Consider the following 16,816-nt stretch of genomic DNA (forward strand, 5'->3'; position numbering starts at 1 on the left):
AGTCAACATTATGAAAAAAACGGATAGAGCCATAGAAGAAAAAATATGCCCATTAGAATTTGCAGTCAATGCGATCAGTGGGAAATGGAAAATTCCGATTGTCTGGCGTATCAATCAGGGTGAAAAGCGTCCAAGCGAAATGTTGCGTGGTATTGTTAAGGTGGATCGGCGTGTATTGAATCAACAGCTAAAGGAGTTGGAGCATGACGGAATACTTCGCAAGGAGGTTTTTAAAGAGCTACCCCCGCGGGTAGAATATACACTGACACCACTAGGTAAAAGTCTGGTAGAGGTGCTGTGGAAATTAAATGACTGGGGTGAATCGCTTTTAGTTGAAAAAAATGATTCTCACTGTTAAAGCCTACTCATTCTATGATCGATAGTGGGCCATATTGTTCCAATACATCACGTACTTAGTTTCTATAGTCGTTACAGCGATCTATACAGCTACAAAATTGCAATTTAGTCCTTCTTGGATTGGCGCGATTTGAGTTCTTGGTTGATCTGTATATTATTCACATAGATCGGTATAAATACACAAAACAAGGAAGCTGCAATACCTGAGAGAGCGTACTTTTTTGTTTTAAAGGAAAGATAGACCAAAACTACAATAGCTATAAACATGACAATACCAAAAGATATCATGACTCCAATGGACTGTTTTTTCTTTTTGTTTAACTCCTCGTTGGTCAATTGAGATAAAACTTTGTTCTCTGCCATGGTTCAATTGTGTTAGAATTTATAAAGAAAAGGTTACTTACTTCTCTTGTTACAAACAAATTTAAATAAATTTTTGACCCTGTCAAGTTATTTTTTGATGCCAGTGGTAAAGCTAGATAAGGGCTGCTTTTCAATACTGAATCTTTGTTTTGCCGGAAATATAAGGGGTATAAATGATAGAAGGGTAAGGGAAAAATAAAAAATTATCAAACGCTTCGTCAATTTTGTTGTTCTTTTATTTAACTGGCCTGGGACAGGATGTTGTGAATTTCTATTTAAGTATTCATAATAGTAATGGCCAAATAAGGAATAGTATAAATAACCATAAAAAAGAAAGAAATGAAATCGGCGAAATACATTGTGCTCAGTTTTCTCGAAAGTCTGAATAAAGAAGATTTTACTGCTGCATATGAATTATTGGATAGTGATATGGTGTTCGAGGGGGTGCTTGGGAGTCGGCATACTGCGGATCATTATATTGCGGATATGAAGAAAATGAAGTTTAAATACAATATTAAAGAAGTAATGACAAATGGTAATCATGTTGCTATCTTCTATAACATTGATATGGGTGGAATGGAGATCTTTAGTGCAGGCTGGTATCAAGTAGAAAACGAGTTGATCCTGAAGATAAAGGTCGTCTTTGATCCACGGCCGCTTCTGAAAGATAAATAGCTTTACTCAAGAGTTTGTGAATCCAAACTCTTGAGTAAAGCTATTCGGCCCTTCGTTTGAGATCGTCGGCGGCACCTGTTTTTCGAGACTGTCCTGTTTTGGTGGATCCAAAATTATAGCTATAGGACAGCATCACAACGCGGGGCTCTCTTCTGCTCTTAAAATTTTCTTTGTAATCATTGTAGACAGTCACTCCCTTTATCGTATTGCTGTTGAATAGATCACTTACGGCGAGCTTCAAGGTAGTTTTGTCCTTAAATTTCTTTTGCAACCCGATATTGAGATACCAATAAGGGTCAATACGGACGAAGGCATATACTTCGGTAGCTTTATAATTGGCTGCTAATTCGGCGACGAAATTTTTACCCAATTTAAGCGTATGGATGCTATTCATGTCGAGGGTAAAATTGCCAATATTATTGATCTGTGTCCCTGAGACGTTTCCTGTATATGAACCGTAATAGAAGTTTGCACTATTGTTTATATCCCACCAATTGGTTGGCTTGATCGGTAGAATGAGATTGAGGGAGTAATAGGATGCTGATTTCAGGTTTTCTTCTGTCTGAACGGTGATGTTCTCTCCATTTTCGATTACGGGTTTTATGACAGTCGTGATATTGTTGCTTATTTTGCTATAACTCAGGGTGGCTATATATCTACTTTTGAAACTATAGGTGAGTTCATAGTTTTGCGATGTTTGTGCATTTAGATCGGGGTTGCCAACGCGATATGTTGTCGCATTAATATAATATTTAAAGGGGTTGAGCTGTTGATAATTGGGACGGTTGATGCGACGGCTGAGATTGACTTCGAGATTATGATCTGTTGTGAACTCATAGGAAAAAACGGCACTTGGAAATAACTGAGTGTATTGCCTTTTATTAATTTGTGCAGTGGTTAGCTGTATTCCTGTCACATCGGTTTTTTCAATACGTAGACCTAATACGGTTTTCAGCTTATTCCATTTTTTGGATACATTACCGTAGGCTGCATAGATGTGCTCCTGGTATATGTAATGATTCGATTTATTGGTGTCCCGTACAGCCGGCGATGTACTATGATCATAAAATTCAATATCGTTATCTGATTTAACGTAACTCGTTTTAAAGCCGGCTTCCAGTTTGAGGTTTTTAGGGAATATTTTAATCCAGTCGCTTTTTAGTGCATAGATGTTCAAACCGCCATCAGTTTTTCCTCTCAAGATATAGGGTATACCTATAGGTTCACCTTCGTTGTTGTTGGTTTTGGTATCAAAACCTTGGTTCGATGTATTGACATAGCGAATGAAATCTATATCCGTGCTAAGTTCGGACCCCAGTGTATCCATACTGTATTTATGATTGAGATTAGCAGAGATATTTTTCAAGGTATTGGCCGTTTGACTTAAGGTGGCGGTATGACTGAGTGGCTGATCGTTGGGACCTAGGATGGCCGTTTTGCTATCCCCACGTGGTTTAAAGACATTACTTGTGAAGCTGACAGATGCACCCAGTAGGTTTTTTTCAGTTAGATTGTAATCGAGGCCGATTTTACCGTTATGGTTACGGGTATTGAACTTAAAGAAATTGTCCTGTAGGTACGTTTTCTCTAAATTGCCTTCCGTGTAAAACTTTCGATTGATCATGAGCTCGTTAAATGCTTCGCGATAAGCAAAATTATAATTGGCAAAGAGGTTGAACTTATTATTACGATGGTTGATATTAAAACTGTTGTTATTTTTAACGTATCTACCTGCACCTAACGCTGTAGAAAAGCTTCCGTTGGTTCCCTTATTTGTTCCTTTTTTTAGTTTTATATTAATAATGGCAGTTCCAGCAGCGTCATATTTTGCGGAAGGGTTGGTAATGAGTTCAATTTTGTCAATCGCAGATGCGGGGAGTCCGCGGAGGTAATTGGCTAGCTCATCGCCGGTAAGTGGTGAGTTTTTCCCATCAATCTGTATTAAAATATTATTTTTCCCCCGCAGAATAATGTTGTCATTCCCATCTATTGTAACACCAGGTGCTTTTCCCAGTATTTCTAACGCAGATCCACCCGTATTTTGAAGGCTACTTTCTACATTTAAGATCATTTTACCGTCATGTCGTTCAATAAAAGGACGTGATTTGTTGATGACGACGGTCTCCAGTCGTTGTTCGATTATCCGAATTTCAGGTAGAGCTATGTCATGGTCCGTCACTTGAATGACCTCCGAATTGTAGAGGTCTGATTGACCACGACGAATTTTGAAGTAATAAGCTCCTTTGCTGAGGGCATCAAATCGAAACTCACCTTGCTGATTGGGAAATTCAGTCTTGATCAGCTTAGCCTCTGCATTGAATAGGTTAATTTCCAGTGAGGTAATTTCCGTAGTCGCTATTTTTCCAGATAATATGAAGTCATTTCTCTGAACCTGTTGTGCCATGATCTTGGTTGCCGATACAGACAGTAGCAGGGCTATGAATGTGATCAAAATACATCTTGCTTTCGAATGGTTGGGCATGATCATGTGGAGGTTTCGTTGAATTCGCATTTTTTATATTTCTATCAACGTTGTATGTCTACTCCGTTAGTTGTATGTCGTATAAGCTAGTATTATGTTGCAGGATAATATGGTGTAAGTTTGGAATATCTCTCTTGCAATATTTTTTGAATGTACGAATGGCTCCTGTTGTCATTACAAACAATTACGATTCGCCGAGATTGACTTAAGATTCGTTTCGTGTTGACCGAAAATAACTTGATATCTTTGATTCGGCAGTTGTTCATTTATTATTCAGGGGGATTGAGGCCTTTCTTGTTAAAGATCTTTCTTTGAGAGTTAATGGATTGGAACAGTAATTTGTGCTATTTCGGATAATAGGATAGAAATCACTAAAGCATAACAGATAGTGGGTATAACAGAAATATTTGTGGTCATACTGTGCATTGGAATTGTCGGCTTAGTTGCTGGCATAATTTTGATGTTATTGTATTTTGCTCTTACGCTTTTACCAGAAAGGAGCTTTTGGGAAAATTTGATTGCAAAGCTTTTTACCATAGCATATTATGTACTGCAGATAGGTATGATAATATTTCTGCTGGCGCTAGCGGGCATGACTGCCAGTATGGCTATTGACGGACTAGGAATGGGCGAATATAAGTTGAGGTTTAGCAGAACAGGTGGTGGGTATACAATGATCAAGTGGACTACCAGACCTATACGATTTGCTTTTCAGACTGTTGTTTTTATAGGTTTTTCTATTATCCTCATCTATCTTTCAATTAAACAGATTCGATCTATTTCAAAGAAAAGATGATTTTTTAAGCGTCCTTGAATGAGACTTATTTTTATTATTATTGGCGGAATAGCAGGTGTTTTGTTTTCTTTTTGGGATACCATGGTTAGTTACTCCGATACGGCTCCAATTGACGATCAGTTTGGGCTAGCAATTATTTCATGGCCTTTCTTTTTAATCAAAACACTTATTTATCTATGTATGGGATCATTTTTTTGTTGGTTGATCAGTTTGGTCTTTAGAAGAAATTTGCCAGAATGAGATTATACGGATAATGATGAGGCCATAGCGAATAATAAATATCTGCTAACGAATTATAAAATAACCTTATACACTACAAAAATCAACTGTATATTGCTGGAAAACTAATCTGGTATGAAGTGGATATTTTGCATATTGATTTTTGTGATAATGGAAACGAATGCAGCGTTTGCCCAAGCTTCTTTAAAGAGTGGTGTATACGAATTTACTGATATTACTTCGCCTGATACCCTTGGAAAGGGAAGAGAGAATTTGCTAAACTTTGAAAAGAAAACCATCAGAAGAACACTTATTGTATCAAATGATACGATCTGCTATCAGATTGGAGAGCATACACAAACACCTGCAGCCAGTTTTGGAATACAAGCAGATTATCGTTTGAAACTTAGACATCGCAATAATGGATTCAGTGCGGAAAGCAAGACTGTCAAATTGAAGCTTGTTATCCTAAATGATGAGATTATTACCGTAGAGGTTTTAGCGGGAAAGGCCAACTACTTTTATAGTGGCGGTCAATATTTTAAACGTGTAATTGCAATTCCATTTGAAAGAAAAACATTGATTTTTAAACGGAGATTGACGCCTGAAGATATTGAAAAGTTATGGGAGCAGGAGTAATAAAGGATAACATAGGAATCAACATGATCAAAGTGGCCCAAGTTATTCTTGGAGGGATCTATGTGCTCGTTATTTTGTTTTACCTTGGCCTTATTGTACCTGAATACTTTGCTTGCGTAGGTTGCGACACCGAAGGCGCAATCGGAACTAGTATTTGGGGTGATTCGGTGCAATGTTTTGGTGATAGTAAGGTCTTTGGTCAGGTTTTGTTTGATCTGTCAACCATGATTATCGTCGGGCTTTCTACTATATTATATCTCTTATTCCTTTGGCGGAATTTGATAGCTAAGAATCAGGATCGAGCTAAAAACCTCAGTAAAAAATAAGTGTTATGAAAAGATCCTTCATATTGACCTTAGCAGTTGGTACCTTCTTGCAATCTTGTCGTTATAAAGCACAAGATCATGTCAAAGAAAAGGTAACTCCTGCGATAGAGAGGGATGTCATACAGGTAGATACCATAAAAACGGCTGCTATTCCAATTCGCTCTTTTATTGGTAAAACAACTAACGATATTGACCTGTCAAAGATGCATGAATGCTTTGGAGTAATGTTGTCCAGAAAAGCATCGAAAGATAAGTATGCACTTGCGCAGTATTCCGCTGTCATTGATCATTGCCAACACGGACAGAGCAAATTTGTAATTGAACGATTTCTACGTCATGATGCGAAGGGTAAATCTGTGTTTTTGATTGTGGATGAACTGGATGTGGTGGCCAACTATCCGGCGATCTGCTTTGGGAATTTCCAATTGGCAATAGAAAATGATATAGAAGGAGATTATTTTGTTGAGTTTTATAATAATGATGCCGAAATCATTACGCAGGTCAGGAGGATATGGCGTATTGACTTGGAGAAAGAAAAGTTTGTAGAAATTACGAAACCTAAGAATCTGCGGTTAATTAACCCCGACTATGTTGAATCAGACGAAGATCCAGCATTTACATTCCCCTCAACAGGGGAAAAGGTTTTGGACTTTATTGTCGATCCTACTGTTTTTGAGATTCAATATGAAACAGTAGGAGATTTAAATGCTGATGGTCTGTCTGATATCGTGATGGTGCGAAGAGATAAAACAAATAAAATGGCGATCAGATCAATCTTGGTACTACTTCAGAATAAGGACAAATCTTATCGTTTGGACAAAATTTCAAATCTCCTCATGCCAGTTGAATTTAATAAGGATGGATCAAAAATATATGGAACAGAGGACATTAGTGTTGTAAATGGTGAACTTCATCTTAATTTCTATGGGCTTGCTGGTGTCCAGGGTAATATTTGGGGACATTATAAATATTTTGGGGATGATCTGGTGTTGACTTATGTAGAGACTTATAATGTTGGCGCTGGTTCTTCGCAATCGCTCTATTATGATGTGGTAGAAGGAAAATTGACGGAGGAAATAACGGATACTGCAAAGGAAGAGATGCCTGTCAAAACTAATACATTTAAGATGAAAAAGGAAAAATATCTATTTGAAAACGGTTCGTTGAATGGGGCTATGGAAACCGCTTATAAAATAGTCAATAACAATTAGCGGAAATTGCTAGCAATGTATATTCAATCATATTTAGTGATGAAGAAAGCTATACGTATTAAAAAAATTAACATGCGGGCTATCTATAGCATTTTTCTTTTGGATAGACAGTTTAACCGAAAATATTTATTCTATTATCTTAATGATTATGGAAAATGAAAGCAATGGTAGTATAGATCGAAATCATGGGAGGTATGGTGTTATGATAAAGAAAAGTGTTGTTATTATTTTGGCCGTTATGACTATTCTAATCTGTGGTTGGCTCATCCTTGGTCTGGTGAGCTCTTTGGATATTCCGTCCAATAAAAATGATCAGTTTGCAAGTGAGCAAAAGTGGCGGGTGGATCAACGGAGCGATATCGATTCCTGCGAAAAACAAATTATTAAAAATCAAATAGATCTGAAGCGTGCTAATGAAAGGCAGATTTCGGGGCGGGCTTTTCAAACACAAATATTAGCTCTTTTGATCATTGTATTGCAATTGATATTGATCGTTTTCGTGATATTGATACGCCGGAAGCCCTATTCTTGATAAAAGACTTCCTAATATGAAATTATCGAAATTTATATTTGTAGTGGTGATACTATTGGCATGTATTTTTTGCCTGATTTCATTTTTGAAGCCGATACCATATTCCAACAGCTGCGGTGAGGATAATCTATACCGATACCGCATGGGAATCTATCAGATAGATACGAATATTATTAAAGAAAAGGAACTACAGAAACTTGGTGGGCTATTGTCCTTTGCTGGAATACAGGATATTGGGTGCCCTAATGAGAAGGATAGACAGCGGGACAAAATGCTTGCACAAGCTCTTGATAGCACAAATAGGAGCTTAGAATGGAGACTTCTGAAAGAGGATCTATGGATTAATAAAAAAGGAGATATCGGATTGAAGGAAATGATCCCTGTTGGAAATGAGGGTATTACTTTTGTTGATAGTTATCTTACAAGAATGGGCTTTAATACAGAGGAACCATTGCATGCGATTATTGATACTAGTACTTTTCAAAAGCTAAACAGTGCATTTTATAAAGATAAAAAACATATTTATCGCTATTATGCAATGGCTTATGGCGGAAGCTTTTCTACTTTTGAAGAAGCTGATCATGCAACTTTTGTAGCACTTGGTGATTGTTATGCAAAAGATAAAAGGCATATCTATGAGAATCGCCAAGGTATTTTGGATCATGTAGACTATAAGACCTTTAAAGTAAAAAGCACGGTGTCCGGTTGTTTTGCCAAAGATAAAGATGGCTATTTGTCCTGGGGAGATCGGATTACAGGGGAGGATCTCAATGATGAATATGTAAAACAGGCGATTAGCGAATTGGATAAATAATACAGTGAGCTCATATCACTATTTGATCTTCTTTATCAGGTATAACCTGTTGCGTTGATTGGTGAAGAGTTGAAAGCCTAAAGCTGGATTTGAGTAGAAACTGTATACCTTAAATTGTTCGGTATTTTCAAAAGAAAGCGCTCCAATATTCTTATTGTTTATTTCAATTTTTGACCAATGCCATTCTTCATCCAAATATAACTTATCTTTAAATTTTAGTGTATCATTGTCTACAATCAGCTGTGAAAATAAATATCCCTGCCAGACATCCCCACGGTCATATTCTCCAGTTTTAGCATCATGTCGATCGCGCATACGTTGTACTTTTTGATAATATACAGATCTGATATTTGGAGGGGGAGCATTATCGGACGGTTCAAGTTGATCTTCTCCCCATTGACCAAAAAGATCATTAACGACATTACCTTTTGGCTTTATCTTGTAGGGGAAATATTCCTCATCTGAAAAGTTCTCATAAAATGTATACCATTTATCGTTTAATAAATAGGTTATCTTATAATAAGAGCCAGCGTATTCGTTATTACGATCAGAATGATAAACGGGGGTTGACATAACATAGGTCGCTTCCTTTTCTATTTCAGTTAATTTCTGACGCTGCTGATCTCTTGACCATTTTAAGTCTTCATTGAATATCTCGATCGTCTTTCTTATAGTATCACCGCGTAGCGGCCAGTCCCGAAAATAGTTTTTAGAAATATTGATCAGATAACCCTCAAATAAAACTTCTTTATCATCATCGCTATCCTGCCGAAAAGAATAGTGATCTATCTGATTGCCATTTTTGTCAAGCTTGCAAAAATCATGGATGGTTGGAAAATACCAAACGCTGAAGAACTCTTAAAAATACGAGATGTTGTAATATTTTAAGAAATCAAATGTTTGGTTTGTTTTATCTTGTTCTTGTATTTATTTGCCGATACAGAATTTGGAAAAGATATTATCCAGTAAATCATCTGTAGATACACTACCTGTGATTTCTCCAAGATGATACAAGGCCTGACGGATATCCATTGCTAAGAAATCCGAAGTAACCGGATTATCAATACCAAATAATACGCGCTCCAGAGAATCTGATGTCTTTTGCAAAGCTTCTACATGTCGGATGTTAGTTACCATGACATCGTCTGTATTTAGGTTTCCTAGCTGTACTCTGTTGATCAGTTCATCCTTCAATTCTTCTACGCCTATCTGCTCTTTTGCTGAAATATAAAGCGGATTAAGGGGTTCATATTCAGCTTTTTGTTTGTCAGATAACAAATCAGATTTATTGATGATGGTCAAAAATGGAATTTGAAGATTTTCAATTTCTAGCAACTGCGATTGAACTTCATCTATTTTATCTTGCATTGGATCAAAAAGATAGATAATCAATCTAGCCTGTTTCATTTTTTCGCGTGTACGCTCAACTCCCTTCGCTTCGATGATATCCGCAGTTTCACGAATACCCGCGGTATCTATAAACCTGAAGGTTACACCATGGATATTAATTTCATCTTCAATGGTATCACGCGTAGTTCCGGCGATGTCCGAGACAATGGCACGTTCTTCGTTTAAGAACGCGTTCAATAAGGTTGATTTACCTACATTTGGTTTTCCAGCAATGACTACAGGCACACCATTTTTTAACACATTTCCTTGTTCAAAAGACTGAACCAGTTTTTGTACAATTACTTTTATTTTATTGATTAGATTTTTGAGCTGATCTCTATTCGCAAATTCTACGTCTTCCTCTGAAAAATCCAATTCTAGTTCAATAAGAGAGGCAAAGTGGATCAAGTCCTCACGGAGGGATTTCAGTTGATTGGAAAATCCGCCCCGCATCTGCTGCATGGCAATTTGATGGGATGCAGCCGAATTGGAGGCAATTAAATCGGCTACAGCTTCGGCTTGTGAAAGATCCATTCCACCATTGAGGAACGCGCGAAGCGTAAATTCGCCAGCACGGGCAGCCCGAGCTCCTTTTTTGATGAGCAAATTAATAATACGCTCAATAATATATTTGGAATTGTGTGTAGAGATTTCTACAGAATTTTCTTTTGTGTAAGAGTTTGGAGCTACAAAAAGGGATACGAGCACTTCATCTATAATCTCTTCACCATCGCGAATGGTTCCAAAATGAATGGTATGGGAGGCTTGTTGGAGCAGATCTTTACCCTTGAAAATGTCGTTGGTGATTTTAATGGCCTGTTGACCTGAAACGCGAATCACAGCAATCGCACCATTGGCACCAGCCGATGTCGCCAATGCGACAATTGTATCTTCAGTAATATAACCTGTATTGGACATGCTGCAAAGATACGTTAAATTGGCTGGAATGAAAGTACCTAAATATCCCAACAAATTAAATTTTCGATGAGGAATTAAACCTTTGTTTGGAGACGAATGTCATACCCATAGAAACGCTTATAATATGGTGAAAAAAGTAAGCGGTATCGTACTTGATTTATAAATTTAAATTGTCTGGTTATGAAAAAGATAATATACTTCGCACTAGCAATAGGAGGACTTGCATTAATAACTCCAAAAGAATCGTCAGCTCAGCATCGTGGAAATGACCGCGAATGGAAGCATGAGAAAGAGCATCGGAAATACGAGGAAAAAAGAGATCGTGAAGAACGGAAATATTGGGAAAAAAGAGATAAGGAAGATCGGAAATATCATAAAAAGGTAGCCAAGTACTATCGTAAGGAATATAGGCATGGCCCACCAGCATGGGCGAGAGCACATCGATATGATAATAGACATCACGTTTATTTTAGGGACTATAAAACATTTTATGATCCTTATCGCAATGGATATGTTTATATGAGAAACGGACGTTGGAGTTTTTCGGCTAATGTGCCTTCTTTCATGTTAAACGTTAACTTAGGGGCAGCCAACATACGTGTGGTGAAGGATGTGCCGATCAGCAGACATCCAGAAGATTTTTACAACGACTATCGTTGGGATTAAAAATATAATTTATCTTGTTGTTTAAACTTAAAAAGCCTCATTTTTTATTGAAATGAGGCTTTTTGTTTGTGTTGTTAATCTTGTTCGAAGCTGACTTTATCTACTTCCAAAGATTTTATACGTGCTAAAGATTCTATTCGGATATCGGATAATTCCCGTAATCTTTTACCACCTTCCTGGAAGGATTTTTCGATAATAAAACCCATACCCAATAATGCGGCGCCAGACTGTTGGATGAGATCCAGCATACCAAACGCTGCATTTCCATTGGCAAGAAAGTCATCGATAAAGAGCACTTTGTCATCCGTGGAGAGAAACTCCTTGCTCACACAGATATCATAGGTTCGATTTTTGGTAAAAGAATGTACTTCACTAATATACATGTCGCCCATAGTCTTAGGTTTTGCCTTTTTGACAAAAACAACAGGCAGTTCTAATAGGTAGCCCAACATGATCGCTGGTGCAATGCCACTCGCTTCAATTGTTATGATCTTGTTGATGGGTAGATCTGCAAAACGACGTACAAATTCTACTGCAATAGATTTCATCAATACGGGATCCATCTGATGATTGATAAAGTTATCTACTTTGAGTATGCCTCCAGCGAGGCTTTTGCCGTCATTAAGGATTCTATCCTTTAATAATTTCATGTGATACTTTTTATAAATAAGTGCAAAGATACATTAAAATAGGAGTGATTTTGATTAATCGATCTCCATTTGATATAGATTATTAAATTCTTCCTGATGATGTTCGAGAATAACTTTACGCTTCATTTTCAAGGTCGGTGTCAGTTCCCCATTTTCAATAGTGAATTCATCCCTTAAAATAATAGGCTTTTTGATTTGCTCCCAGTTGCCAAAGTGCTGATTGGCGTGACGTACTTCCTGATTTACCTTTTTGATAATTGCAGGATTAGTTAGGAAGTCTTCTTTAGTCATATCTGCGAGTTCTGGAGCATCATTTTTAGCCCAATCCAATAGGTGGGAATAATTGGGTACAATAAATGCGGAAGCAAATTTCATCCCGTCACCAATCACCATGGCTTGTTCTATAAATTTTGATTCCACAAGTTTGGTCTCTATAGGTTGCGGGATAACGTACTTGCCGCCTGAAATTTTGAACATTTCTTTCTTGCGATCTATAATTTTTAGGAATTTCTCATCTTCCCATTTGCCGATGTCTCCGGTATGCAACCAGCCATCAATAATCGTTTTGTCAGTCTCGGCTTTATTTTTGTAATAGCCCATCATCACATTAGGCCCTTTGACCAAGATCTCACCATCCTCAGCTAGTTTGATCTCTACAAACCGAACGGGGAGCCCAACAGTACCGATACGTATTCCTTTAATGTAATGGTTAACCGAGATCAAAGGTGATGCCTCAGTCATACCATATCCTTCATATAACGGAATTCCAGCAGCCAAAAAAGCTCGAGTCAGTCTGTTATGCAGTGAGGCCGAACCAGAAGCAACAGTTAACAGCTCACCACCCAAGGCTTCGTACCATTTATTGAGTACAAGCTGTTTGGCAAGTTTAAGCTTCATATTATAGGCGAAACTTCTCTTGATAGGATTGGGATCATATTCTTCAGCGATATTAACGGCCCAATCAAATACTTTTCTTTTGAATCCGGTAAGCTCATGACCCGTTTTCATGATTTTCTCATAAACCTTCTCGAGGATGCGGGGAACGACAGTCATGATATGTGGTTTTACCTCTTTTAGGTTATCGCCAATTTTATCAAAAGACTCTGCAATATGTATGGTAAAGCCCAGATACATGTAGGTATAGAGTACCATTCGCTCATAGGCATGACAGGGAGGAAGAAAAGTTAGTCCTCGATCATATGCCTTGCAGGGTGTGATTTCTGCCGCTCCAAGTACATTGGAAAAAATATTATTATGGGAAAGCATAACACCTTTCGGCTTACCCGTTGTACCAGAGGTATAAATTAATGTAGCTAGATCTTCGGGTTTGATCTGATCACGTAACTTAATCAGTTTATCTTCTGGACAGTTCACTCCTAAATCATTGAGTTCATTCCAGCTTCTTGTAGATTCCTGATCCGAAATGCAGAAGATATATTTTAATGTATAAATGGACTCCGTTAGGTTCATCAGGCGGTCATATAGACTCTTATTACTAACGATGCAGACTCTGATTTCAGCGTCATTAAAAATATATTGGTAATCGGCGTCGGTAATATTGGGATAGATGGCTACCACCACTGCGCCAATTTGCTGAATCGCAAAATCTATCATGTGCCATTCCATACTACTGCCTGCGATAAGACCAACCTTTTCGTTGGGCTTGACACCGAGTTCAATCAGTCCTTTGGACAGATTGTCCACTTTTTCAAGAAAATCAGCCGTTTTGATATAGTTCCACTTGCCATCCAGTTTGTGAGCAAACATGTTAAGATCGGGATATTTGCTGATTTGGTGACGGGCAAGATCAAATAATCTAAGTTTTTCTTCCATTTCAAATATATATACTTTTTGTTCCGCGGGAACATCATTTCCCTATGAACTTTATTTTAAGGGAAAAGTTTGCAAACATAAATAATTGTTTCAATAATTTGGAATCAATTTGTAATTAGCTTATTCCAATGTCGAGAAGGTGATGTTTTTATGAAACATTATCTCTATTTATAATAGATGAGGAAAGTAGAGCGGGAGAGGGCAGTTACGATGTAATCGCTGCTTATATTTTGAGAGAAGGCGGGGTATGTAGAAATCTAACAGGGGGATGCAAGCTGAAGAAGAAAAGCTGGTCGTTATCGACGACTAGCTTTTCTTCTTTGTTTTTCCTTGATCAACAACCCGAGTTCCCGACCAGTAGCTCCGGCAACGGAGGTGTTTTCTTGTGCTCTTCTGAATAGGTAAGGCATCACAGCCTTAACTGGTCCATAAGGCATATATTTAGCAACGTTATAACCGTGGGCAGCCAAATTAAAACTCAAATTGTCTGACATTCCCAATAGTTGAGCAAAATAGATCCGATCTGTCGATCTGTCGATACCACGTTTGTCTATTTCCTCGGCCAATAACATACTGCTGTCTTCATTGTGTGTACCAGCCATCAGTCCGAAATTGTCCAAGTGGTCTAATATAAACTCAATAGCTTCGTTGTAATCTGTATCAGAAGCAGCTTTATTCGGTTGAATTGGATCAGCATAGCCCATTTGTGTAGCACGTGCACGTTCGATCTCCATATAGGCACCACGTACAATTTTTGCTCCCATGTGAAAGCCTCTGACCTTGGCATATTCAAAATCAGCTTTTAAAGAAGCTAATTTGTCACTACGGTAAAGTTGGTAGGTATTATAAACAATAGGTTTTTCCATATTGTATTTTTCCATCATCTCACGCGCAATGTCATCAATAGCATCCTGGATCCAAGAATGTTCAGCGTCAACCAATACCTTTACACCCGCTTCATGACAAGCTTTACAGATCCGGTCTGTGCGATCCAACATGCGTTGGTATTCTGCTTGTTCGGATTCTGTTAATGTTTCTTTCGCATTAACCTTCTCGAACAATTCAAAACGACCTAATCCTGTTGGTTTAAAAACTGAAAAAGGAATATACTTGTTTTTGCTGGCAGCTGATACCGTACGTAATACTTCTTCACAACAGGCATCAAAAGCACTTTCAGTATCTTCGCCTTCAACCGAATAGTCTAGTATGGTTCCAACACCATTTTCACCCAAATCATTGATGGCGGCTTCGCAGCCCGCAATGGTTTCTCCTCCACAAAAATGTTTGAAGATTGTACTACGGATTATTCCCTGGATCGGCAATCCAATGTTCAGCGCAAAGTTGGTCATTGATGGACCTACTTTCGTTAAAAAGTTATTCGCTATTATTTTGAATAACCAATACGCTCTTTCTAAATCCTTATCGCTTTTACTTTTAAAAGCGATCTCTGTATTATCAAAGGACAATGTTCTGGGCTCAGAATTCTCAATCATAATCTTTATTTGCAATAAGGCAAATGTAGTAATTTAGTAAGCATTAAAACGATGATTATTCTTGTATTCCTCGGTTAAACCACTATTTTTGTGAAATGCAAGAATTTAAAATCGAAGGGGAATATATACAGCTTATTCAGTTACTTAAAGCTTTAAATTGGGTAGAGCATGGTGCTATGGCTCAGGGAGTTGTCTCTGAAGGGCATGTAAAGTATAATGGTCAGGTTGATTATCGGAAAAGACTGAAATTAAAGCCTGGGGATGTTGTTGAATTTGATGGAATGGAAGTAAAATTGGTGTAATATTAAACAATATTGGTAAATAGAAAACTTAAACCTTAAAGAATCGTAGAATGGAAGTCATAGAAAGTTTGGGCTATCAAGTATATTTTGATGATACGTTGGCCTCTTTGGAGACGTTTTTAACGGAACGAAATTATTCAAAAATTATAGTTTTGGTAGACACCAATACCTTAGACAATTGTTTACCATTGTTTCAACAAGCTTTACCTAATTTATCCAACTATGACGTCATAGAGGTGGATCCGGGGGAAGAGAATAAAAATATAGATTTCTGCATCGGAGTGTGGCAGAATATGCTTGATTTTGGAGCTGACCGGCATTCGTTGCTGATCAATCTCGGTGGTGGTGTCGTCACTGATATGGGTGGTTTTGCGGCGTCCACGTTTAAGAGGGGGATGGACTTCATTCAGATTCCGACAACCTTACTTTCGCAAGTAGATGCTTCTGTAGGCGGAAAGACCGGAATAGATATGGGAAGTGTGAAAAATATAATCGGAACGTTTGCGCAACCACAAGCCGTGTTTATTTCGAGTCAATTCTTAAAAACATTGGATAGAAGGCAATTGATATCCGGATTTGCTGAAGTCATTAAACATGGGCTGATCTTTGACCATGCGTATTATGAACGTATTAAAATACTGGATATAACGCAGGTAGATAATGCGTTGGTTAAACATTCTGTTTCCATAAAGAATCAAGTCGTGCTAGAAGACCCTAAAGAAAAAGGCCTTCGTAAGATCCTGAATTTCGGACATACAATTGGTCATGCCATTGAAGGATATTCGTTGCTGAATGACCGCAACTCTTTATTACATGGGGAAGCTATTGCTGTTGGAATGATTTGTGAAGGGTATCTTTCTCATAAATTGAATGGACTTTCGTTGGATGAATTAAACGATCTAATCGCTACTTTCAGACGATACTTTGACGACTATACGTTCAGTTCGGCTATAGATACAACTTTGTTGGATTTAATGCGGAATGATAAGAAAAATCTATCTAATCAGATCGGCTTTGCGCTTCTTGATAAAATTGGTAGCTGTCAGTATGATATTTTCGTTTCTGAGGACGATATTATTGAAAGTCTTGATTTCTACCGTGAGCTAACCGCGGGTTAGAATTTTGGAAAAAGCTGTGTACGGGGAGAGTAC

At 37.8% G+C, this 16,816-nt stretch carries 18 protein-coding genes; 11 read left to right on the forward strand and 7 right to left on the reverse strand.

Features of this window, described 5'->3' with window-relative positions; translation table 11 throughout:
• The first annotated feature begins 10 nt into the window (after window positions 1-10).
• Window positions 11-358 (forward strand): helix-turn-helix domain-containing protein, encoded by a 348-nt coding sequence (locus M2408_RS10175; RefSeq protein ID WP_120257289.1) that lies wholly within the window; start codon window positions 11-13, stop codon window positions 356-358.
• A 104-nt stretch (window positions 359-462) separates the two neighbouring features.
• Here the strand turns inward: M2408_RS10175 and M2408_RS10180 are convergent, their stop codons facing one another.
• A complete protein-coding gene (locus M2408_RS10180; protein ID WP_259181431.1) occupies window positions 463-720 on the reverse strand; it encodes a hypothetical protein in 258 nt (85 codons plus the stop codon).
• 339 nt (window positions 721-1,059) lie between these two features.
• Between M2408_RS10180 and M2408_RS10185 the strand changes: the two genes are divergently transcribed.
• Complete coding sequence (locus M2408_RS10185) at window positions 1,060-1,395, forward strand: nuclear transport factor 2 family protein (protein ID WP_120257291.1); 336 nt, start codon at window positions 1,060-1,062, stop codon at window positions 1,393-1,395.
• A 40-nt stretch (window positions 1,396-1,435) separates the two neighbouring features.
• Here M2408_RS10185 and M2408_RS10190 read toward each other — a convergent pair whose 3' ends face one another.
• Complete coding sequence (locus M2408_RS10190; RefSeq protein ID WP_259181434.1) at window positions 1,436-3,907, reverse strand: TonB-dependent receptor domain-containing protein; 2,472 nt, start codon at window positions 3,905-3,907, stop codon at window positions 1,436-1,438.
• 532 nt (window positions 3,908-4,439) lie between these two features.
• Between M2408_RS10190 and M2408_RS10195 the strand changes: the two genes are divergently transcribed.
• The 6 genes from M2408_RS10195 (at window position 4,440) to M2408_RS10220 (ending at window position 8,414) form a co-directional block, all read left to right on the forward strand.
• Window positions 4,440-4,673, forward strand: coding sequence for a hypothetical protein (locus M2408_RS10195; RefSeq protein ID WP_147420307.1), 234 nt, complete (start codon window positions 4,440-4,442; stop codon window positions 4,671-4,673).
• A gap of 354 nt (window positions 4,674-5,027) precedes the next feature.
• Window positions 5,028-5,531, forward strand: a complete 504-nt coding sequence (locus tag M2408_RS10200; RefSeq protein ID WP_259181436.1) for a hypothetical protein — start codon at window positions 5,028-5,030, stop codon at window positions 5,529-5,531.
• The gene (locus M2408_RS10205; RefSeq protein WP_259181438.1) at window positions 5,516-5,857 is read left to right on the forward strand and encodes a hypothetical protein; all 342 of its coding nucleotides are present in this window, start codon (window positions 5,516-5,518) and stop codon (window positions 5,855-5,857) included. Before M2408_RS10200 ends, M2408_RS10205 begins: the two co-directional genes overlap by 16 nt.
• A gap of 5 nt (window positions 5,858-5,862) precedes the next feature.
• Window positions 5,863-7,068, forward strand: coding sequence for a hypothetical protein (locus M2408_RS10210; RefSeq protein WP_259181439.1), 1,206 nt, complete (start codon window positions 5,863-5,865; stop codon window positions 7,066-7,068).
• Window positions 7,069-7,216: 148 nt separating this feature from the next.
• Window positions 7,217-7,600, forward strand: a complete 384-nt coding sequence (locus M2408_RS10215) for a hypothetical protein (protein ID WP_259181440.1) — start codon at window positions 7,217-7,219, stop codon at window positions 7,598-7,600.
• Between the two features lie 16 nt (window positions 7,601-7,616).
• A complete protein-coding gene (locus M2408_RS10220) occupies window positions 7,617-8,414 on the forward strand; it encodes a DKNYY domain-containing protein (protein WP_259181442.1) in 798 nt (265 codons plus the stop codon).
• 18 nt (window positions 8,415-8,432) lie between these two features.
• On the opposite strand, the gene M2408_RS10225 is transcribed toward M2408_RS10220, so the two are convergent.
• Window positions 8,433-8,987, reverse strand: coding sequence for a hypothetical protein (locus M2408_RS10225; protein ID WP_259181443.1), 555 nt, complete (start codon window positions 8,985-8,987; stop codon window positions 8,433-8,435).
• A gap of 354 nt (window positions 8,988-9,341) precedes the next feature.
• Entirely contained in the window at window positions 9,342-10,721 is a 1,380-nt protein-coding gene (mnmE, locus tag M2408_RS10230) for a tRNA uridine-5-carboxymethylaminomethyl(34) synthesis GTPase MnmE (protein ID WP_259181444.1), read from the reverse strand.
• Between the two features lie 180 nt (window positions 10,722-10,901).
• Here mnmE and M2408_RS10235 point away from each other — a divergent pair, with 180 nt between their 5' ends.
• The gene (locus M2408_RS10235; RefSeq protein WP_259181446.1) at window positions 10,902-11,387 is read left to right on the forward strand and encodes a hypothetical protein; all 486 of its coding nucleotides are present in this window, start codon (window positions 10,902-10,904) and stop codon (window positions 11,385-11,387) included.
• 74 nt (window positions 11,388-11,461) lie between these two features.
• On the opposite strand, the gene xpt is transcribed toward M2408_RS10235, so the two are convergent.
• From xpt to M2408_RS10250, 3 genes are all read right to left on the reverse strand, one after another.
• The gene (gene xpt, locus M2408_RS10240; RefSeq protein WP_259181447.1) at window positions 11,462-12,037 is read right to left on the reverse strand and encodes a xanthine phosphoribosyltransferase; all 576 of its coding nucleotides are present in this window, start codon (window positions 12,035-12,037) and stop codon (window positions 11,462-11,464) included.
• A gap of 54 nt (window positions 12,038-12,091) precedes the next feature.
• Window positions 12,092-13,870 carry a long-chain fatty acid--CoA ligase gene (locus M2408_RS10245; protein WP_259181449.1) on the reverse strand — a complete coding sequence of 593 codons (1,779 nt, stop codon included), beginning with the start codon at window positions 13,868-13,870 and terminating at the stop codon, window positions 12,092-12,094.
• A gap of 296 nt (window positions 13,871-14,166) precedes the next feature.
• Entirely contained in the window at window positions 14,167-15,363 is a 1,197-nt protein-coding gene (locus tag M2408_RS10250) for a proline dehydrogenase family protein (RefSeq protein ID WP_259181450.1), read from the reverse strand.
• A 95-nt stretch (window positions 15,364-15,458) separates the two neighbouring features.
• On the opposite strand from M2408_RS10250, the gene M2408_RS10255 reads away from it, so the two are divergent.
• Both M2408_RS10255 and aroB read left to right on the forward strand, forming a co-directional pair.
• Complete coding sequence (locus M2408_RS10255) at window positions 15,459-15,665, forward strand: RNA-binding S4 domain-containing protein (RefSeq protein WP_259181451.1); 207 nt, start codon at window positions 15,459-15,461, stop codon at window positions 15,663-15,665.
• A 50-nt stretch (window positions 15,666-15,715) separates the two neighbouring features.
• Window positions 15,716-16,783, forward strand: coding sequence for a 3-dehydroquinate synthase (gene aroB, locus M2408_RS10260; RefSeq protein WP_259181453.1), 1,068 nt, complete (start codon window positions 15,716-15,718; stop codon window positions 16,781-16,783).
• Window positions 16,784-16,816: the final 33 nt, after the last annotated feature.

The sequence above is a fragment of the Sphingobacterium sp. BIGb0165 genome, assembly GCF_024810095.1.
GTDB lineage: Bacteria > Bacteroidota > Bacteroidia > Sphingobacteriales > Sphingobacteriaceae > Sphingobacterium > Sphingobacterium detergens.

What these genes read in the sequence shown, in the direction of transcription:
- M2408_RS10235 (WP_259181446.1), top strand. Translation starts at nt 10,902, where the DNA reads ATGAAAAAGATAATATACTTCGCACTAGCAATAGGAGGACTTGCATTA.
- xpt (WP_259181447.1), bottom strand. Translation starts at nt 12,037, where the DNA reads ATGAAATTATTAAAGGATAGAATCCTTAATGACGGCAAAAGCCTCGCT.
- M2408_RS10210 (WP_259181439.1), top strand. Translation starts at nt 5,863, where the DNA reads ATGAAAAGATCCTTCATATTGACCTTAGCAGTTGGTACCTTCTTGCAA.
- M2408_RS10215 (WP_259181440.1), top strand. Translation starts at nt 7,217, where the DNA reads ATGGAAAATGAAAGCAATGGTAGTATAGATCGAAATCATGGGAGGTAT.
- M2408_RS10255 (WP_259181451.1), top strand. Translation starts at nt 15,459, where the DNA reads ATGCAAGAATTTAAAATCGAAGGGGAATATATACAGCTTATTCAGTTA.
- M2408_RS10175 (WP_120257289.1), top strand. Translation starts at nt 11, where the DNA reads ATGAAAAAAACGGATAGAGCCATAGAAGAAAAAATATGCCCATTAGAA.
- M2408_RS10205 (WP_259181438.1), top strand. Translation starts at nt 5,516, where the DNA reads ATGGGAGCAGGAGTAATAAAGGATAACATAGGAATCAACATGATCAAA.
- M2408_RS10190 (WP_259181434.1), bottom strand. Translation starts at nt 3,907, where the DNA reads ATGCGAATTCAACGAAACCTCCACATGATCATGCCCAACCATTCGAAA.
- M2408_RS10195 (WP_147420307.1), top strand. Translation starts at nt 4,440, where the DNA reads ATGATAATATTTCTGCTGGCGCTAGCGGGCATGACTGCCAGTATGGCT.
- M2408_RS10225 (WP_259181443.1), bottom strand. Translation starts at nt 8,987, where the DNA reads ATGTCAACCCCCGTTTATCATTCTGATCGTAATAACGAATACGCTGGC.
- mnmE (WP_259181444.1), bottom strand. Translation starts at nt 10,721, where the DNA reads ATGTCCAATACAGGTTATATTACTGAAGATACAATTGTCGCATTGGCG.
- M2408_RS10250 (WP_259181450.1), bottom strand. Translation starts at nt 15,363, where the DNA reads ATGATTGAGAATTCTGAGCCCAGAACATTGTCCTTTGATAATACAGAG.
- M2408_RS10185 (WP_120257291.1), top strand. Translation starts at nt 1,060, where the DNA reads ATGAAATCGGCGAAATACATTGTGCTCAGTTTTCTCGAAAGTCTGAAT.
- M2408_RS10200 (WP_259181436.1), top strand. Translation starts at nt 5,028, where the DNA reads ATGAAGTGGATATTTTGCATATTGATTTTTGTGATAATGGAAACGAAT.
- M2408_RS10245 (WP_259181449.1), bottom strand. Translation starts at nt 13,870, where the DNA reads ATGGAAGAAAAACTTAGATTATTTGATCTTGCCCGTCACCAAATCAGC.
- M2408_RS10180 (WP_259181431.1), bottom strand. Translation starts at nt 720, where the DNA reads ATGGCAGAGAACAAAGTTTTATCTCAATTGACCAACGAGGAGTTAAAC.
- aroB (WP_259181453.1), top strand. Translation starts at nt 15,716, where the DNA reads ATGGAAGTCATAGAAAGTTTGGGCTATCAAGTATATTTTGATGATACG.
- M2408_RS10220 (WP_259181442.1), top strand. Translation starts at nt 7,617, where the DNA reads ATGAAATTATCGAAATTTATATTTGTAGTGGTGATACTATTGGCATGT.